Annotated in this window: 25 protein-coding genes; 19 read left to right on the top strand and 6 right to left on the bottom strand. The window is 69.0% G+C overall.

Annotated elements, in window-relative coordinates:
- Window positions 1–32: 32 nt before the first annotated feature.
- Genes ABD767_RS14365 through ABD767_RS14355 form a run of 3 tightly spaced genes read right to left on the bottom strand, consistent with a single transcriptional unit; the run spans window position 33 to window position 2,213 of the window.
- A complete protein-coding gene (locus ABD767_RS14365) occupies window positions 33–1,052 on the bottom strand; it encodes an HD-GYP domain-containing protein (RefSeq protein ID WP_344869840.1) in 1,020 nt (339 codons plus the stop codon).
- A 7-nt stretch (window positions 1,053–1,059) separates the two neighbouring features.
- The gene (locus tag ABD767_RS14360; RefSeq protein WP_103044685.1) at window positions 1,060–1,701 is read right to left on the bottom strand and encodes a TIGR02281 family clan AA aspartic protease; all 642 of its coding nucleotides are present in this window, start codon (window positions 1,699–1,701) and stop codon (window positions 1,060–1,062) included.
- A 26-nt stretch (window positions 1,702–1,727) separates the two neighbouring features.
- A complete protein-coding gene (locus tag ABD767_RS14355; RefSeq protein WP_103044684.1) occupies window positions 1,728–2,213 on the bottom strand; it encodes a YajQ family cyclic di-GMP-binding protein in 486 nt (161 codons plus the stop codon).
- A 66-nt stretch (window positions 2,214–2,279) separates the two neighbouring features.
- Here ABD767_RS14355 and murB point away from each other — a divergent pair, with 66 nt between their 5' ends.
- The 10 genes from murB (at window position 2,280) to ABD767_RS14305 (ending at window position 12,761) form a co-directional block, all read left to right on the top strand.
- Entirely contained in the window at window positions 2,280–3,368 is a 1,089-nt protein-coding gene (gene murB, locus ABD767_RS14350) for a UDP-N-acetylmuramate dehydrogenase (protein WP_103044683.1), read from the top strand.
- Window positions 3,369–3,822: 454 nt separating this feature from the next.
- Complete coding sequence (locus ABD767_RS14345; protein ID WP_103044682.1) at window positions 3,823–4,830, top strand: thiamine pyrophosphate-dependent enzyme; 1,008 nt, start codon at window positions 3,823–3,825, stop codon at window positions 4,828–4,830.
- Between the two features lie 25 nt (window positions 4,831–4,855).
- Entirely contained in the window at window positions 4,856–5,893 is a 1,038-nt protein-coding gene (locus ABD767_RS14340; RefSeq protein WP_103044681.1) for a pyruvate dehydrogenase complex E1 component subunit beta, read from the top strand.
- Window positions 5,890–6,135, top strand: a complete 246-nt coding sequence (locus ABD767_RS14335; RefSeq protein ID WP_103044680.1) for a biotin/lipoyl-containing protein — start codon at window positions 5,890–5,892, stop codon at window positions 6,133–6,135. Before ABD767_RS14340 ends, ABD767_RS14335 begins: the two co-directional genes overlap by 4 nt.
- On the top strand, window positions 6,132–6,854 hold the full coding sequence (locus ABD767_RS14330) for a 2-oxo acid dehydrogenase subunit E2 (protein ID WP_103044679.1): 723 nt from the start codon (window positions 6,132–6,134) through the stop codon (window positions 6,852–6,854). Before ABD767_RS14335 ends, ABD767_RS14330 begins: the two co-directional genes overlap by 4 nt.
- Complete coding sequence (locus ABD767_RS14325; RefSeq protein WP_103044678.1) at window positions 6,851–7,564, top strand: lipoyl protein ligase domain-containing protein; 714 nt, start codon at window positions 6,851–6,853, stop codon at window positions 7,562–7,564. Before ABD767_RS14330 ends, ABD767_RS14325 begins: the two co-directional genes overlap by 4 nt.
- Window positions 7,565–7,620: 56 nt before the next feature.
- Window positions 7,621–8,202, top strand: a complete 582-nt coding sequence (locus tag ABD767_RS14320; protein WP_103044677.1) for a Twin-arginine translocation pathway signal — start codon at window positions 7,621–7,623, stop codon at window positions 8,200–8,202.
- A 31-nt stretch (window positions 8,203–8,233) separates the two neighbouring features.
- Window positions 8,234–9,814 (top strand): GMC oxidoreductase, encoded by a 1,581-nt coding sequence (locus ABD767_RS14315; RefSeq protein ID WP_103044676.1) that lies wholly within the window; start codon window positions 8,234–8,236, stop codon window positions 9,812–9,814.
- 13 nt (window positions 9,815–9,827) lie between these two features.
- Window positions 9,828–10,712: an alpha/beta fold hydrolase gene (locus ABD767_RS14310; RefSeq protein ID WP_344869839.1), complete on the top strand. Its 885-nt coding sequence runs from the start codon at window positions 9,828–9,830 to the stop codon at window positions 10,710–10,712.
- 111 nt (window positions 10,713–10,823) lie between these two features.
- Window positions 10,824–12,761: a sigma 54-interacting transcriptional regulator gene (locus ABD767_RS14305; RefSeq protein ID WP_103044674.1), complete on the top strand. Its 1,938-nt coding sequence runs from the start codon at window positions 10,824–10,826 to the stop codon at window positions 12,759–12,761.
- Between the two features lie 199 nt (window positions 12,762–12,960).
- Here the strand turns inward: ABD767_RS14305 and ABD767_RS14300 are convergent, their stop codons facing one another.
- From ABD767_RS14300 to ABD767_RS14290, 3 genes are all read right to left on the bottom strand, one after another.
- Window positions 12,961–13,326: an SPW repeat domain-containing protein gene (locus tag ABD767_RS14300; RefSeq protein ID WP_103044673.1), complete on the bottom strand. Its 366-nt coding sequence runs from the start codon at window positions 13,324–13,326 to the stop codon at window positions 12,961–12,963.
- A gap of 80 nt (window positions 13,327–13,406) precedes the next feature.
- Entirely contained in the window at window positions 13,407–14,228 is an 822-nt protein-coding gene (locus tag ABD767_RS14295) for an IclR family transcriptional regulator domain-containing protein (RefSeq protein WP_103044672.1), read from the bottom strand.
- Between the two features lie 89 nt (window positions 14,229–14,317).
- Window positions 14,318–16,432 carry an acetate--CoA ligase family protein gene (locus ABD767_RS14290; protein ID WP_344869838.1) on the bottom strand — a complete coding sequence of 705 codons (2,115 nt, stop codon included), beginning with the start codon at window positions 16,430–16,432 and terminating at the stop codon, window positions 14,318–14,320.
- Between the two features lie 146 nt (window positions 16,433–16,578).
- Here ABD767_RS14290 and ABD767_RS14285 point away from each other — a divergent pair, with 146 nt between their 5' ends.
- From ABD767_RS14285 to ABD767_RS14245, 9 genes are all read left to right on the top strand, one after another.
- Entirely contained in the window at window positions 16,579–17,727 is a 1,149-nt protein-coding gene (locus tag ABD767_RS14285; protein ID WP_103044670.1) for an acyl-CoA dehydrogenase family protein, read from the top strand.
- Between the two features lie 6 nt (window positions 17,728–17,733).
- Entirely contained in the window at window positions 17,734–18,885 is a 1,152-nt protein-coding gene (locus tag ABD767_RS14280) for a thiolase C-terminal domain-containing protein (protein WP_103044669.1), read from the top strand.
- 1 nt (window position 18,886) lies between these two features.
- Window positions 18,887–19,306, top strand: coding sequence for an OB-fold domain-containing protein (locus ABD767_RS14275; protein ID WP_103044668.1), 420 nt, complete (start codon window positions 18,887–18,889; stop codon window positions 19,304–19,306).
- Complete coding sequence (locus ABD767_RS14270) at window positions 19,303–19,710, top strand: hypothetical protein (RefSeq protein ID WP_103044667.1); 408 nt, start codon at window positions 19,303–19,305, stop codon at window positions 19,708–19,710. The genes ABD767_RS14275 and ABD767_RS14270 overlap by 4 nt, the downstream gene beginning before the upstream one ends.
- A gap of 16 nt (window positions 19,711–19,726) precedes the next feature.
- Window positions 19,727–20,134, top strand: a complete 408-nt coding sequence (locus ABD767_RS14265; protein WP_103044666.1) for a MaoC/PaaZ C-terminal domain-containing protein — start codon at window positions 19,727–19,729, stop codon at window positions 20,132–20,134.
- Between the two features lie 61 nt (window positions 20,135–20,195).
- Window positions 20,196–21,185 (top strand): thiamine pyrophosphate-dependent enzyme, encoded by a 990-nt coding sequence (locus ABD767_RS14260; RefSeq protein WP_103044665.1) that lies wholly within the window; start codon window positions 20,196–20,198, stop codon window positions 21,183–21,185.
- Window positions 21,182–22,162 carry a pyruvate dehydrogenase complex E1 component subunit beta gene (locus ABD767_RS14255; RefSeq protein ID WP_103044664.1) on the top strand — a complete coding sequence of 327 codons (981 nt, stop codon included), beginning with the start codon at window positions 21,182–21,184 and terminating at the stop codon, window positions 22,160–22,162. The genes ABD767_RS14260 and ABD767_RS14255 overlap by 4 nt, the downstream gene beginning before the upstream one ends.
- 25 nt (window positions 22,163–22,187) lie before the next feature.
- Entirely contained in the window at window positions 22,188–22,979 is a 792-nt protein-coding gene (locus ABD767_RS14250) for an enoyl-CoA hydratase-related protein (protein WP_103044663.1), read from the top strand.
- A gap of 3 nt (window positions 22,980–22,982) precedes the next feature.
- Window positions 22,983–23,364: biotin/lipoyl-containing protein (locus ABD767_RS14245; RefSeq protein ID WP_344869837.1), on the top strand; the 382-nt coding region annotated here is incomplete at its 3' end.

The raw sequence follows: 23,364 nt of genomic DNA, 5'->3' as shown, positions 1-23,364 counted from the left end.
GCGGGTTGCGCACGGGCCGGGCGGGCGTCTTCTCAGCGCGCGCCCATGTCGCCCAGGTGGGCCGCGTACATGCCCACGCGCACCATGGTGCGGTGGTTGAGCTCCACCGTGACGGCCGACTGCGCCAGCGCCGACTGGATGCGCGGCTGCTGGGGCAGGGCCGTGTGATAGAAGGTGGTGAGCGTCAGCTCCTTGCCCTGGGCGTCCAGCAGGCCGGCGACCATCGGGTGGTTGACCTTGGCGCTGCGGCGCAGCACCACGGCCACCTCACCGTTGTCCAGGCGCACCATGGTGCCCGGCGGGCACAGCCCGGTGGCGCGCACCAGCGCCATGCCCACTTCGTCGCGCCGCTCGCTGTCCTGGCCGACGATGGCGCGGATCGACTCGGTGACGCTGCGTCCCTCGCGTGACTTGCGCGGGCTGATCATCGCGGCGTAGCGGTCGATGCGCAGCAGCACCCAGGCCAGCCGCTCGGCCGGCGCGCGTGCGGCCAGGGGCTGGTTGCCGCCGTCGCTGGCGATGTCGTGGTGGCGCTGCACGGCGCTCAGCCACAGCGGGTCGCTCACGCCGCATTCGCGCAGCAGCTGCGCGCCCGCCTGCGAGTGCTGCGCAATGACCTGGCGCTGCTCGCCGCTCAGGGGCGTGCGCTGCAGCGCCAGCTGGTCCTGCAACGCGGTCATGCCGATGTTCATGGTCAGCGCGGCGCGTACCAGCGCGTCGCGCTCGGTGCCGGGCAGGGACAGCTCGCGCGACAGGAGATGGCACAGCGTGCCGCACACCAGCGCGTGCGCCGTGCTGTAGCCGACCATGGACGTGGCGGCCAGCTGGAACATCAGGTACAGAGCGGCGTCGGTGTCGTGGGTGACGAGGTTCTGCAGCCACAGGTCGCACTGCTGCACCTTGGCGGCAAAGCCGCTGACCTGGCGCGGGTGGCCCAGTACCATGGACAGCGCCGACTCCAGATCCGACCAGTGGCCCAGCAGGTCTTCGTATTCGCTGTCGGCCGACTCGAAGCCGAGAACGGGGGCGCTGGCGTGGGCTGCAGGGGTCATGGACGGTTCATGGGCGCTGCATCAGCAGCATGGTGCTGCCGCTGCGGCTCATCTCGAAGTGGGTCAGGAAGTTGTTGCCCAGCAGCACGAAGGGCATGGGCTGTGCAGTGACGATGGCGTCCACGCCGCGCAGTTGAAGGGCGCCGATGCGCACCGAGTCGAGCCGCACGCGCCAGCCCTGGCCCGTGCCGTTGGCGGTGGCCATGCGCACCGGCTCGGCGCCCTCCAGGCGCAGGCCCAGGCGTGTGGCCAGCGCCTGGTCGAGCGAGACCACCGACGCGCCGGTATCCACCAGCATGCGCACCGCGTGGCCGTTGATCGCGCCGTCGTCGGTGAAGTGCCCGCGCGCGTCGGCGTGCAGCAGCAGGCGCTGCATGCCCGCGCCCTGGCTGCCCACGCTGACCGGCGCCTCGCCCAGGTACAGCGTCTGGCGCCCGCCCGCGGTGGTGATGGTGGCGCTGTCGGCGCCGACGGCCAGCAGCGTGACGCCTGACGCCGCCTGGCCCACGGCCAGCGCGCGCGGCGCGCCGCCGTCGATGACCAGCAGCGCCTTGCTGCCCAGCACGCCGGCCAGCGCCACGCTCTGGCCGTGCGCCAGCACGGGCAGCGTCAGGGCCAGCGCGCAGAGAAGGGGGGGAAGCGGGCGCATTGCGGCGGCGCTATGGGTGGGGGTGGTCAGTCGCGGAAGTTGTCGAAGCCCAGCGGCAGGTCGGCCACTTCCTTGCGGATCAGTGCCATGGCCGCCTGCAGGTCGTCGCGCTTGGCGCCGGTGACGCGCACCTTGTCCTCCTGGATGGCCGCCTGCAGCTTCATCTTGCTGTCCTTGATCAGGCGCTGGATCTTCTTGGCCTGCTCGCTGTCGATGCCGTTTCTCACGCGCACCACCTGCTTGACCTTGTCGCCGCCCATCTTCTGGGGCTTTTGCACGTCCAGAAAGCGCACGTCCACGCTGCGCTTGGTCAGCTTGCCACGCAGGATGTCCTCGACCTGCTGCAGCTGGAACTCGGCGTCGCCGAACAGCGTGATCTCCTTGTCCTTGAGCTCGATGGCGGCGGACGTGCCCTTGAAATCGAAGCGCGTGCCGATCTCCTTGGCGGTGTTCTCCACGGCGTTTTTCACTTCGACGAAGTTGGCTTCACAGACGGTATCAAAAGAAGGCATGGCATCACTCTCGGCTGGCCGGTACACACACGCGCCCGCCCGGAGGCGGGTGCGACAATCCGGGCAATGTTAGTCGAGAAAAACGTCCCCCTGCAGAGTTGCAACACCTTCGGCATCGTGGCGCGCGCGCACACGCTGGTGCGCGTGCGCACGCCGCAGGACGTGCACGACCTGCTGGCCGACCATCGCCTGGCGCGCCAGCCGCTGTTCGTGCTCGGGGGGGGCAGCAACATCGTGTTCACGGGGGATGCGAGGTCCGTCGTGCTGAAGATGGAAATCAAGGGCCGGCGCCTGCTGGAAGAAACCGACCAGGCCTGGATCGTCGAGGCCGGCGCCGGCGAGGTCTGGCACGACACCGTGGCCTGGACCCTGGCCCAGGGCTGGCCGGGCCTGGAGAACCTGGCGCTGATCCCCGGCACCGTGGGCGCGGCGCCGGTGCAGAACATAGGCGCCTATGGCGTGGAGCTGCAGGACCGTTTCCATTCGCTCGTCGCCATCGACCTGGCCACGGGCCGGCCCTTCACCCTGGACGCCGCGCAATGCGCCTTCGGCTACCGCGACTCGGTGTTCAAGCACGCCGCGCCGCTGGCCGAGCACGAGGGCGGCGGCCTGCCCGGCCACTGGGGCAGGGGCATGGGGCTGGCGGGCCGGGCGGTCATCACCCACGTGCGCTTCCTGCTGCCCAAGGCGTGGAAGCCCGAACTGGGCTACCTGGACCTGGAGCGCCGCCGCGCCGAGGCCGGCGTGGCGCAGCCTACGGCGCGGCAGATCTTCGACTGGGTGTGCGAGATCCGCCGCGCCAAGCTGCCCGACCCGGCCGTGATCGGCAACGCCGGCAGCTTCTTCAAGAACCCCACGGTCACGCCCGAGCAGTGCCAGGACATCATCGCGCGCGACCCCAAGATCGTGCACTACCCCATGCCCGACGGCAGCATCAAGCTGGCCGCCGGCTGGCTGATAGACGCCTGCGGCTGGAAGGGCAAAACCGTGGGCAAGGCCGGCGTGTACGACAAGCAGGCCCTGGTGCTGGTGAACCGCGGCACGCGGGACGACAGCGTCACCGGCGGCGAGGTGATGACGCTGGCCAAGGCGATACAGACCAGCGTCTACGAACGCTTCGGCATCCGGCTGGAGCCGGAGCCGGTGGTGGTGTGAGCCGTTTTGCTAATGTTTTGATAGCTTGTAGCGCTTGCTGGGTAAGCGCTTGAGGCATTAAATGCTGTAAGAACCAGTTGCTTGAGAGGAACTGGCCAGGAAAGGGAGCGTAGCCAATACGTTCCCTTTTTTGCTTTGAGCGGCCCGTCCCGCCAGAGGTCGACAACTGTCGCTGCATGGGCATGCCGATGCGACAGATGTCGCATCCGGTTGCTGCATCTGTCGCATGCCCCGCGGCGCGGCAGCCCCGGCCTGCGGGCCGCGCGGGGGGCTGCGCCTCTGGAATCCGGCCTTGCATGCCGGTATTTCCTGGGACTTACCCGTATTCGCTGGCGTCCGAGCGCCGGCTGGCACACCGCTTGCGTTGGGAGAGGCATGGGCGCGGTCGCGCTCATCCATGGCCCGGCCGGTTCATCCGGCGGGCCGGTACCCAACGACAGACGGAGACATCGCCATGAATCCAAGCAACGAGCGCAAGCTGTGGATGTACGAGAAGATGATCGAGATCCGGGAATACGAAGAGACCATGGCCCGGGTCTACATGGAAGGCAAGCTGCCGCCGCATATCCAGAAGGGCCTGGCCTTCGACATCGGCTCTGGCCCCGTGCCGGGCGAGATGCACCTGGCCGCGGGACAGGAGCCGGTGGCGGTGGGCGTGTGCGCCCACCTGCATGACGACGATACCGTGGTCGGCTCGCACCGCCCGCACCACTTCGCCATCGCCAAGGGCGTGCCGCTCAATCCGATGACGGCCGAGATGTTCGGCAAGGAAACCGGACTGGGGCGCGGCAAGGGCGGGCATATGCACCTGTTCGACCCAGCGCATAAGTTCAGCTGCAGCGGCATCGTCGGTGCCAGCATGCCGCCGGCCTGCGGCGCGGCGCTGGCGGCCAAGAAGCGCGGCAAGGACTGGGTGGCCGTGGCCTTTTTCGGCGAGGGTGCGACCAACCAAGGAGCCTTTCACGAGTCGATGAACCTGGCCGCGCTGTGGAAGCTGCCGGTGCTCTTCGTCTGCGAGGACAACAAGTACGCGATCTCGGTGGAGAAGCACGAATCCACCTCGGTGGCCTGGAATGCCGACCGCGCCGCCGCCTACGGCATGCCCGGCGTGCTGGTGGACCAGAACGATGCGCTCGCGGTCTACGAGGCGGCCGGCGTGGCTGTCGAGCGTGCGCGCCGTGGCGAGGGGCCGACGCTGATCGAGGTCAAGACCGACCGCTACCTGGGCCACTTCCAGGGCGACCCCGAAACCTACCGCCCCAAGGGTGAGACGGCCGGGCTGCGCAAGAACGACCCGATCCCGCGCCTGGCCGAGCACCTGCGCCGCGCCGGCCTGCTCGACGACGCGGCCGACCAGGCCCTGCGCCAGCGTGTGAGCGCCCGTATCACCGAGGCCTATGACTACGGACGCAGCAGTCCGTACCCCAAGCCCGAGGACGCGCTGCTGCACGTTTTCTGCTAACGCCCCAGAACTTCGGAGACAAAGCATGACAACCCGCAAATTGACCATGGCCCAGGCCGTGTCGGAGGCCATCGGCCAGGAAATCGAGCGCAACCCCGACGTGTTCGTGATGGGCGAGGACATCGGCAAGTACGGCGGCATCTTCGGCGCCACCGGCGGCCTGCTGGCCAAGCACGGCAAGGACCGCATCATGGACACCCCGATCTCGGAGACGGCCTTCATCGGCACCGCCATCGGCGCGGCGGCCGAGGGCATGCGGCCCATCGCCGAGCTGATGTTCGTGGACTTCTTCGGCGTGTGCATGGACATGATCTACAACCACATGGCCAAGAACATCTACATGGCCGGCGGCAACATCAAGCTGCCCATGGTGCTGATGTCGGGCATCGGCGGCGGCTACAACGATGCGGCCCAGCACTCGCAGTGCCTGTACGCGACCTTTGCCCACATGCCGGGCATGAAGGTGGTGGTGCCGTCCAACGCCTACGACGCCAAGGGCCTGATGACCCAGGCCATCCGCGACGACAACCCGGTGGTCTTCCTCTACCACAAGGGCATCATGGGCCTGCCGTGGATGTCGTACTTCGAGGGCAGCACCAACGAAGTGCCCGAGGAGCAGTACACCATCCCCTTCGGCCAGGCCAAGGTGGTGCGCGAGGGCCGCGATCTCACCATCGTCACGCTGAGCCAAATGGTGCAGAAGACGGTGCTGGCCGCGCAAAAGCTCGCCGATGCGGGCATAGACGCCGAGGTGATCGACCTGCGCACCATCGTGCCGCTGGACCGCGAGGCGGTATTGAAGTCGGTACGCAAGACCGGCCGCCTGCTGGTGGCCGACGAGGACTACCTGAGCTTCGGCCTGTCGGGCGAGATCGCCGCGCTGGTGGCCGAGAACCTCGACAGCGTGCGCCTCAAGGCTCCGATCAAGCGCCTGGCCGTGCCCGATGTGCCCATTCCCTACAGCCGTCCGCTGGAACAGTTTGTTATTCCCCAGGTCGACGCCATCGTCGCCGCCGCGCGGCAACTGGTGGCCGCACCGCAACTTCAAGGAGCATCCGCATGAGCACCGACATCATTCTTTCCCAAGACGCCTGGCAGGACGTGGAGCCCGGCACCGAGGCCCTGGTCGAGGACTGGCTGGTCAAGGTCGGCGACAGCGTCAAAGCCGGCCAGCCCGTGGTCAGCGTGGTGGTGGTCAAGTCCAGCCACGAGGTGCTGGCGCCTGCTGATGGCGTGATCGCGGCCATCCTCGTGCCCGCCGAAGACACCTTCAAGCCCGGCCAGAGCCTGGGCACGCTGGCATGAGCATCACCGTTGCCGAAGCCGGCGTTGCCAACGCCAGCGTCCCTGGCATCCCGCTCAAGGGCCTGCGCGGCGCCATCGCCCGTAACATGACCCTGGGCTGGCAGGCGCCGCGTGTAGCCATGGGCGTCGATGTCGATGTCTCGGCCTGCCAGGCCTGGCTGCGCGCGCAGCCGGTGGCGCAGGGCGGGGCCAAGCCCACCATCACCGCCTGCGTGCTGCGCGCCACGGCGCTGGCGCTGGCCGGGCACCCGCGCATGAACGCGCTGCTCAAGGACAACGTCATCGAGTGCCAGAGCTCCGTGCATCTGGGACTGGCCGTGGCGCTGGACGAAGGGCTAATGGTGCCGGTGATCCGCGATGCCGGGACCAAGCCCGTGGCGCAGCTCGCGCAGGAAACGCGGGAGCTGGCGACGGGCACCCGTGCCGGCCAACTGCCGCCCAAGGCCTACCAGGGCGCGACCTTCACGGTCACCAACTTGGGCATGACGGGCATTGACTGGTTCACGCCGGTGCTGAACCCGCCGCAGGTGGGAATTCTGGGCGTGAGCAGCGTGCGCGAACGCGCCGTGGTGCGGGATGGGCAGGTGTGCGTCGCCGCGATGACGACGCTGACCCTGGTGTTCGACCACCGGGCCATCGACGGCTACCCGGCCGCGCAGTTCCTGCGGGCCGTGAAGACCTATCTCGAAGCTCCCGATTCGCTGTCGGGCAGGCCATGACCGCACCGCTCCCATCGTTGACGCCGCCCGAGGCCGTGCGCGAACAGCTGTGGAATGAGCAGCAGCTCGCGCAGCCGGTGACGGTGCCGTGCTTTCGCCTCTGGCGCTACCGGGAGCCGGTCGTCGTGCTCGGCTGCTCGCAGCGCCGGCTGCTGGCACAGGCAGGCAGCCAGGTGCAAGTGCTGCTGCGCCAGTCCGGCGGCGGCGCGGTGCTGACCGGGCCGTGGATGCTGGGCCTGTCGGTGGCGCTGCCGCCGGACCATCCGCTGGCCCGCCAGGGCCTGGTGGCCAGCTACCGCTGGCTGGGCGAGGCCATTGCCCGGGTGCTGCAGCAGGGCGGCGTGGACGCGCAGGCGCTGGCGCCCGAGGCGCTGCGCGCCATGCAGCCCGCGCAGCGCATGGCGGTGGACTGGGCCTGCTTTGGCGGCCTGTCCCCCTGGGAGGTGCTGGCCCGGGGCCGCAAGATCGCCGGCCTGGCCCAGGTGCGCCGTGCCAGCGGCGTGCTTTTGGTTGGCGGCGTGCTGTTGCAGCCGTCGCCGTGGCGGCTGATGTGCGATGCCCTGGGTCGCGACGGGGCCGATGCCCGGACCCTGGCGGCCACCACCGTCAGCGCCGCCGAACTGGCCGTGCACTTCGATGGGCAGGCATGCGCGCAGCGGTTGGAGCTTGCGCTGCAGGCCGCGCTGGAACAGGAGGCCTGCCCCATGTGAGCCGCTGAACGCCCCGACTGAGATTTCACAACCCATAAAGCGACGGAGACACGACGATGAAAAACCTGAACGACGACCTTGCCCCCGGCACCATGCGGGTGCTGGACAGACGGCCCACGCTGCAGCGCCGCGGCTTTCTGCGCGGCGGCGGCCTCGGGGCCATCGGCATCGCGGTCATTCCCGCGACCGGCATTGCGGCCGCAAAGGATGTGGCGGCCCAGCAGAGCTTTCGCCATCTGGGCGCGGCCACCGGCAAGACCCTGGTGCGCATGGCGCGCGATATCTATCCGCACGACAAGCTGGCCGACAGCTTCTACCTCGAGGCCGTGCTGCCCTATGACGCCGCAGCCGTGAAGGACAAGAGCGTGAAGAAGCTGCTGAGCGAGGGTGTGCAGGATCTGGATCAGCGCGCCAGGCAGCGCTATGGCGTGCCCTATGCCGAGGTGAAGACCGAGGACGAGCGCGTGGCCCTGCTCAAGGACATCGAGGCCACGCCGTTCTTCAAGAAGATCCAGGGTGGCCTGGTCACTGGCCTCTACAACAACAAGAAGCTGTGGCCGCTGTTTGGCTACGAGGGCTCGTCCTGGCAGAAGGGCGGCTACCTGAACCGCGGCTTCGACGACATCGACTGGCTCTGAGCGCCAGCACAAGGACAAGGAGACAAACATCATGACCGATCAGGCAAAGTTCTCTCTCAACGACGACAGTGTCGTCGTCATCGTCGGCTCGGGCGCGGGCGGCGGCACGCTGGCCAACGAGCTGGCGCAGCGCGGCGTCAAATGCGTGGTTCTGGAGGCCGGCAAGCACTACACGCAGGCCGATTTCGAGAACGACGAATGGGGCATGTTCAACAAGATTTCATGGCTGGACAAGCGCATCTCGGCCGGCGGCTGGCACCACACCAAGACCTACCCGAACCTGCCGGCCTGGATTTGTAAGACCGTGGGCGGCTCTTCGGTGCACTGGTCCGGCGTGGCGCTGCGCTTTCAGGAGCACGACTTCCACACCAAAACCACCTACGGCGCCATTGAGGGCGCGAACGTGCTCGATTGGCCGATCACGCTGGCCGAGCTGGAGCCGTACTACGAGCTGGCGGAGAAGAAGATGGGCGTGGCCGGCACCAAGGCCAGCGGCCTGCCGCCCATGCCGCCCAACAACCACTACAAGGTGATCGATGCCGGTGCCCGCAAGGTGGGCTACAAGAACATCGTGCGCCCGGCCGCATCGAACAGCGAGGTCTATGACGGGCGGCCCGCCTGCCAGCAGATCGGCTTCTGCATGCAGGGCTGCAAGATCGGCGCCAAGTGGTCCACCCTCTACACCGAGGTGCCGCGCGCCCAGGCGACGGGCAAGGTCGAGCTGCGCCCCGAGTCCATGGTGCTGCAGATCCAGCACGACAAGCAGGGCCGCGCCAATGGCGTGCTCTACGTGGACAGCAAGGGCCGCAAGCAACTGCAGAAGGCGCGCGTGGTCTGCGTGGCGGGCAACTCCATCGAGTCGCCGCGGCTGCTGCTGAACTCGGCCTCCAGCATGTTCACCAACGGCCTGGCCAATTCCTCGGGGCAGGTGGGCAAGAACTACATGAACCACGCCACGGCGGCGGCGGTGTCCATCCACAAGGGGCCCGTCTACATGTACCGGGGCTTCGACATCGCGGCCGTGGTGGCCGACGAGGTGCCGCTGAATACCAAGCGCGGCTTTGTCGGCGGCTACTACCTCGAGGGCCTGGCCCTGCATCTGCCGTACACGGCGGCGTTCATGAAGCCCGGCGGCTGGGGACGCGACTTCACCTCGGCCCTGGAGATGTACGACCACATGAGCTGCGTCTGGGTCTGCGGCGAGGACCTGGCGCGCGAGCAGAACTCCATCACGCTGCACCCCACGGAGAAGGACCAGTACGGCCTGCCCGTGCCCATCGTGACCAAGACCTACCACGCCAACGACGACAGGATCACCGCCCACGGCCTGGTGCAGTGGCGCAAACTGTCCGAAGCCGTGGGCGCCACGCGCGTGATCGACATGCCGGCCTATCCGGCCAGCCACAACATGGGCACCAACCGCATGAGCGCCAAGGCCAGCGACGGCGTGGTCAACCAATGGGGCCAGGCGCACGATGTGAAGAATCTCTTCATCTCGGACGGCAGCCAGTTCACCTCCAGCTCGGCGGCCAACCCCACGCTGACCATCGTGGCGCTGGCGATCCGGCAGGCTGAGTACATCGCCGGGGCCATGCAGCGGCGCGAGCTGTAAGCGGAGGCTGGGCATGGAGCTGTCCTGCCGCAACTACCCCGGCGCCGGCCATGCGGCCGGAACCGGGGCGCCGCTGGTGCTGCTGCACGGCCTGTTCGGCAGCGCCGCACAGTGGCACCACATCGCGGCGCCGCTGTCGGCCCGCGCGCGCGTGCTGGCGGTGGACCTGCGCAACCACGGCCTGTCGCCGCATGCCGATGCCATGGGCTACCAGGAAATGGCGGAGGACCTGCGCGAGCTGCTCGATGCCCAGGGCATCGCGCGGGCCCGCGTCGCCGGCCACAGCATGGGCGGCAAGGTGGCCATGGCCTTTGCGCTGCTGCACCCGCGGCGCACCGAGGCGCTGGCCGTGCTCGACATCGCCCCGGCCCGCTACCACGACCATTTCTCGGCCCTGGTCTGCGCCGCACTGCGGCTGGACCTGGGCGCCGCCCGTTCGCGGGAAGAGGCCGACCGGCAGCTCGAACGCTTCGTGCCCTCGGCCCGCTTGCGGGCCATGCTGCTGCAGAACCTGGCCTGGCGGGACGGGCATCTGGCCTGGCGCATCCACTGGCTGGGCATAGGCGGCTCCATGCCGCAGCTGCTGGGCTTTGCGCCCGGGCTGCTGCGGTCGTCGAGTGCCGTGGAGGCCCTGTTCGTGCGCGGCGGGACTTCGGACTATGTGTTGCCGCGGCATGAAAACACGATACGAAGGCTGTTTCCGCGCTCGCGCATCGTGGAACTGGCGGATGCCGGCCACTGGCTGCATGCGGACCGGCCCGCCGCGCTGGTGCAGCTGCTGGCCGAGTGGATGGAAGGGCCGGCAACGGGCGTGCCGACTGCCTGCCTTGTCTCTTCAAGCCCCGGACCGGCACAGGCGGCCTCAGGGTCGATGTTGGAGCCCCGTGCGGGCGCCTGAGGACTATCATGCGCAAGTGTGAAACGGGTGCCGCGGCCAGCCAGCGGCAGGCGTCTCACCCCATGCAGGTCCGACCTCGGCCGATGAGCGCGAGGCGAATGGAGACAGACGATGCCATGGAACACCTCGAAGCCTTCTGACGGCGCCCCGGCCGATGTCGCGCTGATCGAGCGCTCGTGGCTGCGCTCTTTCGAGCTGCACCGGCTGGACCCGGGGCGCGGCGAACCTCCGCGCGTGCTGACCACCTCCGCGCTCAAGGACCATCGCGAGCCCATGGCGTGTTTCATGCGCATCGCCCGCGGCGGCATGGAGGCGCTGTTCGGCCAGATTCGCGACGCGGGCTATGTGGTGCTGCTGGCCGACACGCTGGGCGTGGCGGTGGATTTCATCGGCAACCCCCTGTTCGATCAGGACTGGCGGCGCGCCGGGCTGTGGCTGGGCAGCTGCTGGACCGAGGAGAAGGAGGGCACCTGCGCGGTGGCGCTGGCGAACCTGGAGCAGCGGGCCATCACCGTGCACCATGCGGAACATTTCCGCGCGCCCAACAAGACGCTGACCTGCAGCGCCGTGCCCATCTTCGCGCCCGACGGGCGGCCGCTGGCGGTGCTCGACGCTTCGGCGATGGAGTCGCCCGACGACCGGCGCAGCCAGCACCTGGTGCTGCAGATGGTGCAGTCCGCGGCCCGCATGGTCGAGGATGCGAACTTCCTGCACGAGTTCGAGCACCACCATGTGCTCAAGCTCGCGCGGCGGCGCGATTTTCTCGAAGTCTCGGCCGACGGCATGGTCGTGCTCGACGAGGCGGGCCGGATCGTGGCCATCAGCCAGTCGCTGCGCGAGCAGGGCGCGCTGGTCGCGGCCCTGGGCCGCAGCGTCGAAGAGGTGTTCGACCACCGTTTCGAGCAGGTGGCCGACGCGGCGCGGCAGGGCGGCTATCCGCTGGCGATGCGCCACCTGCCGACCGGAACGCAGTGCTTTGCGCTCGTGCGGCCACCGCGCCGGCGGCCGTCCGCGGCACCGGCGCAGGCATCGCCCTCCATGGCGGGCGCGGATGCGCTGCAGGCCATTGCCGGCCACGACCCGCAGATGCAGACCAATGCCCAGCAGGCGCTGCGTGTGCTCGACAAAGGCTTGGCCATCTTGCTGCACGGCGAATCGGGCTCGGGCAAGGAGGCCTTCGCCAAGGCCATGCACGAGGCCAGCGCGCGCCGGGCCCAGCCCTTCGTGGCCGTGAACTGCGCGGCGATTCCCGAGACCCTGATCGAGAGCGAACTCTTCGGCTACCGCGAAGGGGCCTTCACCGGCGCCCGCTCCAAGGGCGCGCGCGGCAAGATCGCCCAGGCCCACGGCGGCACGCTGTTCCTCGACGAGATCGGCGACATGCCGCAGGCGATGCAGACCCGCCTGCTGCGCGTGCTGGCCGAGCGCGAGGTCACGCCGCTGGGGTCGGAGCAGCCGATTGCCGTCGATGTGCAGCTGATCTGCGCCACGCACCGCGACCTGCGCGAGATGGTGGCCCAGGGCCAGTTCCGGCTCGACCTGTACTACCGCCTCAACAGCGTGACGCTGGAGCTGCCGGCGCTGCGCGACCGCGCCGACAAGAACGCGCTGATCGACAGCCTGCTGCGCGAGGACGGTCGGCAGCTCTACAGCCGTGCCGTGGCCATCACCGCGGCCGCGCGCGACCTGCTGCTGCGCCATGACTGGCCCGGCAATATCCGGCAGCTCAAGAACGTGCTGCGCACGGCCATGGCGCTCAGCGAGGGCGAGCCCGTCAGTCCCGAGCACCTGCCGGCCGAAATCCATGGCGGCCAGCCGCCTGTGCTGCCGCCCGAGCGCATGCTGTCGCTGGGCGGGGTGGAGGCGCAGGCCTGTGCGAAGAGCGGTGCCGATGAGGAGCCGGGCAAGCGCACCTCGCTGCTGCAGGCGCTGCAGGCTCACCAGTGGAATGTGACCGAGACCGCGCGCAGCTTGGGGCTATGCCGCGCCACGGTGTACCGGCACATGCAGAAGTGGGAGATCGTCAGCCCCAACCGACTGGGGCACTGAGGTGCGGCGCCTGCGCGGAAGCCATCTATTTTGATAGCTGCTTGCGCGTGCCGTGTATGGATTCACGGCATGAAAGTATTTGAAACCAATGGCTGGCGAGCGCTGGCAGCTATAAAAAAGAAGGACCGCCGGCAGCCAATGCCACTCGGCGATCAACCGACCGGCATTGGCCCGCAGGCGGTTTGTGCCGTGCCCGGCGTCAATGGGCTGCGCCGTGACGCATCCACGCGCTGTAGTCCTTGTCGGTGGCCAGCACCCACAGGGCCAGAACCAGGATCACGATGCCCGAGGCCACGGCGTTGCGCATCGCGTCCATGTGCATGCTGAAGCCCAGGGCCCAGGGCGAGACGACCATCCACAGGCCGAGCGCGCCCTCGGTCCATTCCTCCCACGCGCGCGGGACGAAGATGGCTCCCAGCGACGCGGCGATCAGCGCCAGGCCGATGGCGATGCCGTTGGCCATGGGGGCCATCTGGTCCTGATACCCCAGCACCCAGGGCGACAGGGCCAACCAGGCGCCCAACAATGCGTTGAGCGGGTCCTGCCAATGCTTGACTTGTTTCATGGCTGTACCTCCTGCCTCGGCACAGATCCGCCGCGGCAACTGGTTGGATTCCAGGCCGGAGCGCCTGGTTCCCAGGCCGTTCAGCGGAGGGGCGGGAGGGGCCGCGTGTCGCTTTCCCACAGCTTCTGCACGGCCCCCCCGGAGATCGCGAGCGTCGCCTCGCGGCAGCGTTCCCGCAGGTCTTCGCACAGCGCCTGCAGCGATCTCTGCGAGAACTGGGTGCCGAAGCCGACGGCGCTCACGGCCATCAGCGGCCGCCGCTGGAAGTCCAGGATCGGGGAGGACACGGTGATCACGCCCTTGACGTAGTTGCCGTGGTCCACGGCGTAGCCATGCTGGCGGACTTCCTCGACTTCGCGCATGTAGGTGTCGAAGCTGGGGCCGTCTTCCCAGCGCAGTTCGCTGACCTTGCGGCGTATTTCCGTCATGGACAGGTTGGAGTGGGCCGCCATGCAGCGCCCCAGGGCCGCGATGTACATGGGCAGGCGCTGGCCGATGCTCATGTGGACGCGCAGCGCCGAGCTGCTTTCCGCCAGGTCCACCAGCACGACCCGGTCGTCGTGCGCGAGCTGCCACAACGTGGTGGTGATGTTGTGGCGCTCGGCGAGCTCCTGCAGATGGGGGCGCATCATCCGCACGTAGGAGGCTTTTTCCAGGGAACCCCTGGCCAGCTCCACCAGGCCCAGGCCCAGGCTGTAGGTCTTGGTGGATTCGTCGAACGTCACCAGCCGCTCATGCACCAGGGTCTTGAGCAGATTGAAGCAGGTGCTGGCATTGAGGCCCAGGTCCTTGGCGATGCGCGTGACCCCCAAGGGGGTGGAGGAGCTGGCGAGGTAACGCAGGACCCTAAGGCCGGAACTCAGTGCCCCCACCAGTTTGTCGGGGGGTGGTGTATCAGTCATGTGAGAGAAAGCGTGAAAACGGCGCGGTACGGCGAAGTATGCGATACGAGCCGCGTTCAGCTGGCACGGGACCCTGGTGCGTGGCTTGGTCAGCCGGGAGCCAGGGGCGTGACCAGGGCATCCAGGGCCCACGCCTGGTCGCCCTTGACGGCCAGCGGATTGATCTCCAGCTCGCGCAGCGGCTGCTCCATGAACCATCCGCACAGGCCGGCGATGCTGCGAGCCAATGCCGCGACATCCACCCCCGGCCTGCCCCGGAAGCCCTGCAGCAGCTTGAAGCAGCGCAGGCGGCCCAGCATCTGCGCGATGTCCTCGACGGTCGCCGGCAGCAGCAGGCTGGCCACGTCGGGGTCCAGTTCGGCTTCGACGCCGCCGCGCGCCAGGGTCAGCACCGGGCCGAAGCGCGGGTCGCGGCGCAGGCCCAGCAGCAGCTCATGGTCGAAGGGCAGCATCTGCTCCGCCAGGACGCCCTGGATCGGGATGCCCAGCCCGGCACCCACCTGGTACAGGCGTTCCACGGCCTCCTGCAGCGCCCGGTCGTCCTGGATGCGCAGCAGCACGCCGCCGGCATCGCTCTTGTGCAGCAGCTGCGGCGACTGGAGCTTGGCCACGACGGGGTAGGGCAGGCCCGCCGCGGGGCGCGGGCCGCCGGCCTGGAGCAGCCAGCCCTTGGGGATGTGCACGCTCTTTTGCCCGGCAAGCAGCTGCTTGCCGTCCCATTCCGACAGCGTCGGCAGGGACTGGCCGTTGTCCGCCGCCACGGGCGCAGCGGGGGCTTCGGCACGCTGGACGATGCGTGCGCGGTCGCGCTGCATCTGCAGGCAGCGGGCCATGGCCTGCACGGCCTGCGGGATGTCCAGGAACACCGGGATGCCGGCAGCTTCCAGCGCCTGGATGCTGCTCTCCATGGCCCCCACCCAGATCACGGCGATGGGGCAGTGCACCTGGGCGCGCGCCTGCGAAAGCGCCTGCACGAAGGCGTCGGCGATGCTGTGCATCATGCCGATGAACAGCACGATGCCGTGGGTCTCCCGGTCGGCCGCAAGGCACTGCATGGCGCGGCTGATCATGGGCGTGTCCTGCAGCACGTTGCCGGTGATGTCCAGCGGGTTGCCGGGGTGCACGAAGCTGGGCAGCACCGGCACCAGGGCCTGCGTCACTTCGGGCCTGAGCCGGGGCAGCTCCAGCCCCAGCGGCTCGCAGGCATCCGCGATCAGCACGCCCGCGCCGCCCGAGACGGTCATCACCGCCAGGCGCGGGCCCCGCGGCGCTGCGTCGTGCAGCAGCAGCCGGGCGGCATCCATCATCTCGGTGAGGCTGCGCACGCGCAGCGCCCCGTGCTGGTGCAGGCAGACGTCGTACAGGGCGTCGTCGCCCGCGAGCGCGCCGGTGTGGGAGGCCGCCGCCGCGGCCCCGGCGCTGGAACTGCCGGCCTTGATGGCAATCACCGGCTTGCCGGCGCGCGCGGCCCGCTCCAGCGCGGCCCGGAAGGCGCCGATGCGCCGGATGTCCTCGATGTACAGGCCGATCACGCGCGTGTCCGGGTCGGAGACCAGGAAGTCGATGGCTTCCGCCGCGTCCACGTCGCACTCGTTCCCGGTGGTGATCCACTGGCTGAAGCCAATGCCGCTGCGCAGGATGATGTCCATCCAATACGCCCCCAGAGCACCGCTCTGGCTGACGAACGAGAAGCCGCCGGGCTGCAGCGCATGGCTCTCCAGCGCCGTGGTGAACGTGGCCAGCAGGCCGCAGCGGCTGTTGGCCACGCCGAGGCAGTTGGGGCCGACGATGGCGACGTCGTGCTGTCTGGCCAGCTCCGTCAGGCGCGCCTGCAGGGCGCGGCCCGCTTCGTCCAGTTCGGCGAAGCCCGACGAGAACACCACGAAGGCCTTGACGCCGGCGGCGATGCCCTCGCGCACCGCGCCTTCCACGTGGGCCGCCGCGGTGCCGATGATCGCCAGGTCCACGGGGCGGCCGATGGCCGCGACGCTCGGATAGCAGCGCAGGCCCTGCACTTCGGTGCGCCCGGGATTCACCGGGTAGATGGCGCCGCCATAGCCGCGCGCGCGCATGTAGGCAATCGGCCGGCCGGAGATCCTGGCCGGATCGGCACTGGCTCCGATGACGGCCACGCTGCGCGCGTTGAGCAGCGCTTCAAGGCGATGGGGGGCGCGCTCCGAGGCGCTTCTTCCTGGTGCTTGCATCTGGCATCCTGTTCTCTATTGAGAATAAAAAAATAACAAAAGAATTAAACAAGGATATTTCTTCCAAAAAACCAGGGTAAATACCTATATTTTGAGAATTGTTGTTTGTATAAATTCTCGATACAGAATATTTTTACGAAAATCATATGAGCCTGAACTTCTCCTTTTCCGCCGAGCACGAGGCGGTGCGCGACACGGTGCGCCGTCTGTGCCGTGAAGAACTGGCTCCGCTGGTCGAGGCGGCCGAAGAAAGCGAACACTTTCCGAAACAGGTGTTCAAGCGCTGGGGCGAGCTGGGCTTGCTGGGCGTGCGCTACCCCGCGGCCGATGGCGGCAGCGACATGGACAAGGTCAGCGACTGCATCGTGCGCGAGGAGCTGAGCTACATGAGCCAGGCCTTCGCCACCAGCTGGTCGGCGCAGACGCACCTGTCGATCTGGCCCATCTGGAAGATCGGCACCGAAAGCCAGAAGGAGCGCTTCTTCAGGCCGGCGCTGGCGGGCGACAGGATTGCCGGCTTCGCGCTCAGCGAGCCCGATGGCGGCTCCAACATTCGCGCCATGAAGACCAGGGCCGAGAAAGTGCCTGGCGGCTGGAAGCTCGGCGGCAGCAAGCTCTACATCACCAACGCGCCCATCGCCGACTTCCTGATGGTGGCAGCGCGCACGTCGCCGCAGCTCAAGCCCGATGCCATCAGCCTGTTCATCGTCGAGCTGCCGCACAAGGGCTTCGACATCCACAAGCTGCGCAAGGAAGGCATCCGCGGCTCCGAGACCGCGCTGATCCACATCGAGGATGCCTTCGTGCCCGACGATTGCCTGGTCGGGGAGCGCACGGGCACCTACCCGCTGCTGCTGGAGTGCCTGAGCGAGAACCGCGTCGGCGTGGCCGCCAACGCGCTGGGCATGGCCCGCGCCGCGTTCGATGCGGCGAAGGCTTTCGCCGACGACCGCATCGTGGCCGGCAAGCGCATCGGCGACTATCAGGCCGTGGCCCACAGGCTGGCCGACATGGCCGCCGACATCGAGGCCGCGCGCTGGATGGTGTACTACGGCGCCTGGCTGGTCGACCAGGGCCGGCTGGACGCGGCCACCGCCGCCAAGGTGAAGCTGATCGCCACCGAAACCGCCCTGAAGGTGAGCGAGCAGGCCATCCGCATCCATGGCGGCGCCGGCATCATGCGCGAGTACCCGGTGGGCCGCATCCACCGCGATGCCTTTGTCTACGTGATCGGCGAAGGCACCAGCGACATCCAGCGCAACATCATCGCGCGCGACCTGGGCTTCAAGCCCTGAGCAGCCATGACGATGGATGCATTCATCACGGGGGCCTGCGACACGGCCGTCGGCGAGCTGCCGGGCAGCAGCTGCATGGGGCTGCACGCCGAGGCGGCGATGGGCGCGGTGGCCGATGCGGGCCTCCAGCTCTCCGACATCGATGGCGTGCTGTGCGCGTACTCCTTCACCGAGCCGCACCTGATGCTGGCCTCGGTGTTCTGCGAATACCTGGGCATACACCCCGGCACCTGCCTGGCCATCCAGGCCGGCGGCGCCAGCGCCTGCATCATGGTGATGCAGGCGGCGGCGCTGGTCGCCAGCGGCCAGTGCCGCCACGTGCTGGTGGTGGCGGGCGACAACCGGCTCACCGGCATGTCGCGCGACGGTGCCGTGGCGGCCTTGTCCGAAGTGGGCCACCCGCAGTTCGAGCGCCCGTTCGGCATCAGCGTGCCGGCCTCCTATGCGCTGGTGGCCAGGCACTACATGCACCAATATGGCGTGACGTCCGAACAGCTGGCGGCGATTGCCGTCGAGCACCGCCGCCATGCGGGCCGGCATCCCAAGGCCCACAAGCGCGAGCCCATCACGGTGGAGCAGGTGCTGAACTCCCGCATGATCGCCGACCCGCTGCACATGCTGGACTGCTGCCTGATCTCCGATGGCGGCGCGGCGCTCGTCGTCAGCAGCCGCGCCGCGGCCCGCGACACGCGTGGCAAGGCGGTCGAGATCCTGGGCGCCGGACAGGGCCACACGCATGAGCACATCGTGGCCGCCCCCAGCCTGGTGGACTTTGGCTGCAAGGCTTCGTCCGCCACGGCCTTCGCCCGCGCCGGCGTGACGGCCGGCGACATCGACGTGGCCCAGATCTACGACTCCTTCACCATCACCCTGGCGGTGGAGCTGGAGTCCATAGGCTTCTTCGAGCGCGGCCAGGCCGGCATCGCAGCCGCGGCGGGCGAGCTGGGCCTGGGCGGCAGGCTGCCCTGCAACACCCATGGGGGCCTGATGTCGTATGCGCACTCGGGCGCCGCCGGCGGCATGTTCCATGCGGTGGAGGCCGTGCACCAGCTGCGCGGCAGGGCCGAAGCCCGCCAGGTGCCGCACGCCAGGCTGGCCTTCGTGCATGGCGACGGCGGCATCCTGTCCGCCCACTGTTCCCTGGTGCTGGGAGTTTGACATGACGATGACCAGCTACCCCTTGCCCCGCCCCAATGCGCAGACCCGGGCTTACTGGGACGGCGCGGCCGCCGGCGCCTTGCGCTACCAGTGCTGCGCCGGCTGCGGCCACGTGCAGCGCATTCCCCGCAGCCTCTGCGAACGATGCCAGAGCAGCCGGCTGGACTGGAAGGATTCCCGTCGCACCGGCACGCTCCTGACGTTCACCACCGTGCACCGTGCCCCACTGCCCGCCTTCAAGGACATGGTGCCCTACGTGATCGCCATCGTGGACATGGATGAGGGCTTTCGCGTCATGGCCAATGCGCTGCCGCATTGCCGCGGCGGCCTGGCGATCGGCGCCCGCGTGCGCATCGGTTTCCAGGACGTGCATGGCATGGCCCTGCCCGTGGTCGAAGCCGTCGTGGAGGCCGCAGCATGAGCGCCGCCCCCATCCTGTTCGAGGACTTCCAGCCCGGCGCCCTGATGGGCGAGCGCGTCGAGGTCTACGACGCGCAGCAGGCCCGGCGCTGGCAGGCCATCTTCGGCCACCAGCCCGGGGACGGCGCCAATGACGCGGCGGAGAGCGCCAGCATGGCCGTGGTCAACATGATGCGCGCCTACCTGCACGCGGTCACGCCGCGCCCGCCAGGCAACGTGCACGCCCGGCAGCAGCTGCGCATGCGCGGCCTGCCGCAGTGCGGCGAGGCCATCCGCGTGACCGTGCATTGCGCGCACAAGGAGATGCGCCGCGAGCGCCGCTACGTTGACCTGCGGGTGCACGGCACGGGCCAGGGGGGGCGCCCCCTGTTCGATGGCGTGATCAGCCTGATCTGGGCGGCATGAACCAGGAGCACCGGCCATGAACACCGCCACCGCACTGCAGACCGCCAGCCTGGCCGTCACCGAAGAGATCGTCTGGTCCTATGCCGAGCTGACAGACGACTTCAACCCCATCCACGTCGACGCGCAATTCGCCGCCACGACCCCGATGGGCCGCCCCATCGCGCACGGCACCCTGTCGCTGTGCCTCGTCTGGCAATGCCTGCAGCGCAATTTCGGCGCCCAGGCCCTGGCCGACCTGGACCTGCAGGTGCGCTTCATCAAACCCGTCCACATCGGCGACGTGGTCACGGCCGGCGGCCAACCCAGCGAGGCCGCGCCGGGCCATTACGACATCTGGGTGCGCGGCCAGGACGGCAGCGACCGCATCGTCGGCACCGTCGCCCTGGGCGCCGGCAGCCCTGCCGCACGAGGAGACATGGCATGAGCCCCCGCCCGGCCGTTCCGAAGAGGGCTCGCACCGCAGTGCGAAGCACGGAGGTTACCCAATGAGTACCAGTAAGCACCGAGGGGCGGCCGCGCCCCAGCGCCTGCAGGCGCTTTATCGAACCATGAGCCTGATCCGCCACGTGGAAATGGCCTTGACGCGCCTGTTCGCCAACGGCGAAGTGCCGGGCTTCATCCACCTGAGCATCGGCCAGGAAGCCGTGGCCGCCGGCGTCGCCAGCGCATTGCGGCCGCAGGATTCGCTCGCCACCACCCACCGGGGGCACGGCCACGTGCTGGCCCGCGGCATGGACGTGAACGGCTTCATGAAGGAAATCATGGGCCGCGAAGGCGGCCTGTGCAAGGGCCGCGGGGGCTCCATGCACGTGGCGGACCTGGGCCTGGGCATCCTGGGTGCCAATGGCATCGTGGGTGCCGGCATCCCGATCGCCCTGGGCAGCGCGCTGGCGCACCAGGCGCGCAAGACCGGCGGCGTGGCCGTGGCTTTCTTCGGCGACGGCGCCATGGCCGAGGGCGTGCTGCACGAGACGCTGAACATGGCTGCGTTGTGGAAATGCCCGCTGCTGCTCGTGTGCGAGAACAACGGCTGGTCCGAGTTCTCCCCCACGGCGCGCCAGTTCGCCGCCCGGCTGGAAAAACTGGCCGCCGCATTCGGCGTCGGCTACGCCGGCGTGGACGGCAACGACGTGCTGGCCGTGGCCGACGCGGCCGAGCAGGCAGGCGCCCGGCTGCGCGCGGGCAACGGCCCCTTCGTGCTCGAGTGCATGACCACCCGCGTGCGCGGCCACTTCGAGGGCGACGCGCAAAAGTACCGCGATGCCGGCGAGCTGGAGGCGGTGCACGCGCACGACCCCCTGGCCGCCGCAGGCGCCCGGCTGCAGGCCATGGGCGTGGACACCGCCGGCATCGACCAGGCGGTCGCCGCGCAGGTCGATGCCGCGGTGGAGGCCGCGCGCGCCGACGCGCTGCCCACGCTGGAGCGCGCCATCCAGGACGTCTACACCCAGACCGTGCAGGAGGTTGCCCAATGACCATCGCCACTGAAATGCGTTATGTGAACGCGGTCGCCCAGGCCCTGCGCGACAGCATGGAGCAGGACCCCTCCGTGGTGGTGATGGGCGAGGACGTGGCCCATGCCGGCGGCGCGTTCAAGGCCACGCGGGGGCTGCTCGACGCCTTTGGCGCCGAGCGCGTCATCGACACGCCGATTTCCGAATCGGCCATCGCCTCGGCGGCCGTGGGCATGGCCCTGACCGGGCTGAAGCCGGTGGTGGAAATCATGTTCATGGACTTCATCACCCTGTCCATGGACGCGCTGGTGAACCAGGCCGCCAAGGCCCGCTACATGTTCGGCGGCCAGGGCTCCGTGCCCATGGTCCTGCGCACGCCCCATGGCGGCGGCCTTTCGGCCGGCCCCCAGCATTCGCAGTGCCTGGAGGCATGGCTGGCCCACGTCCCGGGCCTGAAGGTGGTGTGCCCGGCGACGCCGCAGGACGCCTACAGCCTGCTGCGCGCCGCCATCGCCGACCCCGATCCGGTGATGTTCATCGAGCACAAGGGCATGTACGCAAGCAAGGGGCCGGTGGATACCGCGCAGGGCGCCCGCATCGGCCAGGCACGGATTGCCCGCGCGGGCCGCGACGCGACGCTGGTGACCTATGGCGCCACCGTTTCCACATGCCTGCAGGCTGCCGAGCAACTGGCCAAGGATGGCGTGGAGGTGGAGGTGATCGATCTGCGCAGCATCCAGCCCTGGGACAAGGCCGCCGTTCTGGAATCGCTGTCGCGCACCCACCGCGCCGTGGTGGTGCACGAGGCGGTGCAGTCCTTCGGCGTGGGCGCGGAGATCGTCGCCACCATCGCCGACGAAGGCTTCGACGAGCTGGACGCGCCCGTGCTGCGCGTGGCGGCGCCGTTCATGCCCGCGCCATTCGCCAGCTCGCTGGAAAAAGGCTACGTGGTCACCGCGGAGCGTGTGATCGACGCCGTGCGCAAGACGCTGGCCTGAGAAGAAAGACCGAAGGAGACCCCGAATGTCCGAAGAACTGAACCCTATCCTGTGCGAGCGCCAGGGCGCCGTGGGCGTGCTGACCATCAATCGTCCGAAAACCCTCAATGCCCTGGACACCCCCACGCTGCTGGCGCTGGAAGCCGCGCTCACCGAGCTGGAGCGCGACGACGGCGTGCGCGTGATCCTGATCACCGGCGCCGGCGACAAGGCCTTCGTGGCCGGGGGCGACATCGCCGACCTGAACAGCCGCCAGGGCCTGCGTCACTACGAGGAATTCGCCGAGGTGATCCACCGCGTGTTCCGCCGCTTCGAGGTGTCGGACAAGCCCACCATCGGCGCCATCAACGGCTGGGCCCTGGGCGGGGGCACCGAGCTGCTGCTGACGCTGGACATCCGCCTGGTGGCCGAAGAGGCCAGGCTGGGCCTGCCCGAGATCACCCTGGGCCTGTTCCCGGGCGCCGGCGGCTCGCAGCGCCTCATCCGCCAGGTGCCGCTTTGCCGCGCCAAGGAGCTCATGTTCACCGGCGCCCAGATCACCGCCGCGCAGGCCGTCGAGCTCGGCCTGTGCAACCGCGCCGTGCCGCGCGCGCAGCTGATGCAGGAGGCCATGGCCCTGGCCGGCCAGATCGCCCAGAAGTCGCCGCTCACGCTCAAGCTGCTCAAGCGCGCCGTGCGCGACGGCGCCGAGATGCCGCTGGGCGCGGCGCTGGCGCACGAGCAGGCCATGATCGGCCTGGTGCTCGACAGCCGCGACGCCCACGAAGGCTGCAGCGCCTTCCTGGAAAAGCGCCCGGCCCAGTTCACCGGGGCGTGAGCCATGCGCCGCGAACTTCTGGTGCCCAAGCTCGGATTGACCATGTCCGAGGGCGTCCTGGTCGAATGGATGGTCCAGCCCGGCGAAGCCTTCAAGGCGGGCCAGGGGCTGTTCGTCATCGAGTCGGAGAAGGCCGCCAATGAGATCGGCGCCGAAGCCGACGGCGTGCTGCTGGAGGCCATCGCCCAGGCCGGACAGACCCTGCCCTGCGGCACGGTGATCGGCTACTGGGACGACGGCCAGGCCGGCGAAGCCGCGCCGGCTGCCGCCGTCCGCGCGCAGCCCGCGGCCGTGCCTGCCGGCGCTGCGGGCGGCGCGCGCATTCCCGTCACCCCGCTGGCCCGCCGCCTGGCGGCCCGGCAGGGCGTGGACCTGGCCGAGCTGC

Source organism: Comamonas faecalis (assembly GCF_039538025.1).
In the GTDB taxonomy this organism is placed as follows: domain Bacteria; phylum Pseudomonadota; class Gammaproteobacteria; order Burkholderiales; family Burkholderiaceae_C; genus Comamonas_C; species Comamonas_C faecalis.
Note: the sequence above shows the minus strand (reverse complement) of the source record. Positions and strands in the feature narration are given on the sequence as shown.

What these genes read in the sequence shown, in the direction of transcription:
- ABD767_RS14320 (WP_103044677.1), top strand. Translation starts at nt 7,621, where the DNA reads ATGAAAAACCTGAACGACGACCTTGCCCCCGGCACCATGCGGGTGCTG.
- murB (WP_103044683.1), top strand. Translation starts at nt 2,280, where the DNA reads ATGTTAGTCGAGAAAAACGTCCCCCTGCAGAGTTGCAACACCTTCGGC.
- ABD767_RS14285 (WP_103044670.1), top strand. Translation starts at nt 16,579, where the DNA reads ATGAGCCTGAACTTCTCCTTTTCCGCCGAGCACGAGGCGGTGCGCGAC.
- ABD767_RS14305 (WP_103044674.1), top strand. Translation starts at nt 10,824, where the DNA reads ATGCCATGGAACACCTCGAAGCCTTCTGACGGCGCCCCGGCCGATGTC.
- ABD767_RS14310 (WP_344869839.1), top strand. Translation starts at nt 9,828, where the DNA reads ATGGAGCTGTCCTGCCGCAACTACCCCGGCGCCGGCCATGCGGCCGGA.
- ABD767_RS14345 (WP_103044682.1), top strand. Translation starts at nt 3,823, where the DNA reads ATGAATCCAAGCAACGAGCGCAAGCTGTGGATGTACGAGAAGATGATC.
- ABD767_RS14340 (WP_103044681.1), top strand. Translation starts at nt 4,856, where the DNA reads ATGACAACCCGCAAATTGACCATGGCCCAGGCCGTGTCGGAGGCCATC.
- ABD767_RS14335 (WP_103044680.1), top strand. Translation starts at nt 5,890, where the DNA reads ATGAGCACCGACATCATTCTTTCCCAAGACGCCTGGCAGGACGTGGAG.
- ABD767_RS14365 (WP_344869840.1), bottom strand. Translation starts at nt 1,052, where the DNA reads ATGACCCCTGCAGCCCACGCCAGCGCCCCCGTTCTCGGCTTCGAGTCG.
- ABD767_RS14360 (WP_103044685.1), bottom strand. Translation starts at nt 1,701, where the DNA reads ATGCGCCCGCTTCCCCCCCTTCTCTGCGCGCTGGCCCTGACGCTGCCC.
- ABD767_RS14250 (WP_103044663.1), top strand. Translation starts at nt 22,188, where the DNA reads ATGTCCGAAGAACTGAACCCTATCCTGTGCGAGCGCCAGGGCGCCGTG.
- ABD767_RS14255 (WP_103044664.1), top strand. Translation starts at nt 21,182, where the DNA reads ATGACCATCGCCACTGAAATGCGTTATGTGAACGCGGTCGCCCAGGCC.
- ABD767_RS14275 (WP_103044668.1), top strand. Translation starts at nt 18,887, where the DNA reads ATGACGATGACCAGCTACCCCTTGCCCCGCCCCAATGCGCAGACCCGG.
- ABD767_RS14295 (WP_103044672.1), bottom strand. Translation starts at nt 14,228, where the DNA reads ATGACTGATACACCACCCCCCGACAAACTGGTGGGGGCACTGAGTTCC.
- ABD767_RS14300 (WP_103044673.1), bottom strand. Translation starts at nt 13,326, where the DNA reads ATGAAACAAGTCAAGCATTGGCAGGACCCGCTCAACGCATTGTTGGGC.
- ABD767_RS14265 (WP_103044666.1), top strand. Translation starts at nt 19,727, where the DNA reads ATGAACACCGCCACCGCACTGCAGACCGCCAGCCTGGCCGTCACCGAA.
- ABD767_RS14325 (WP_103044678.1), top strand. Translation starts at nt 6,851, where the DNA reads ATGACCGCACCGCTCCCATCGTTGACGCCGCCCGAGGCCGTGCGCGAA.
- ABD767_RS14280 (WP_103044669.1), top strand. Translation starts at nt 17,734, where the DNA reads ATGACGATGGATGCATTCATCACGGGGGCCTGCGACACGGCCGTCGGC.
- ABD767_RS14260 (WP_103044665.1), top strand. Translation starts at nt 20,196, where the DNA reads ATGAGTACCAGTAAGCACCGAGGGGCGGCCGCGCCCCAGCGCCTGCAG.
- ABD767_RS14355 (WP_103044684.1), bottom strand. Translation starts at nt 2,213, where the DNA reads ATGCCTTCTTTTGATACCGTCTGTGAAGCCAACTTCGTCGAAGTGAAA.
- ABD767_RS14290 (WP_344869838.1), bottom strand. Translation starts at nt 16,432, where the DNA reads ATGCAAGCACCAGGAAGAAGCGCCTCGGAGCGCGCCCCCCATCGCCTT.
- ABD767_RS14330 (WP_103044679.1), top strand. Translation starts at nt 6,132, where the DNA reads ATGAGCATCACCGTTGCCGAAGCCGGCGTTGCCAACGCCAGCGTCCCT.
- ABD767_RS14270 (WP_103044667.1), top strand. Translation starts at nt 19,303, where the DNA reads ATGAGCGCCGCCCCCATCCTGTTCGAGGACTTCCAGCCCGGCGCCCTG.
- ABD767_RS14315 (WP_103044676.1), top strand. Translation starts at nt 8,234, where the DNA reads ATGACCGATCAGGCAAAGTTCTCTCTCAACGACGACAGTGTCGTCGTC.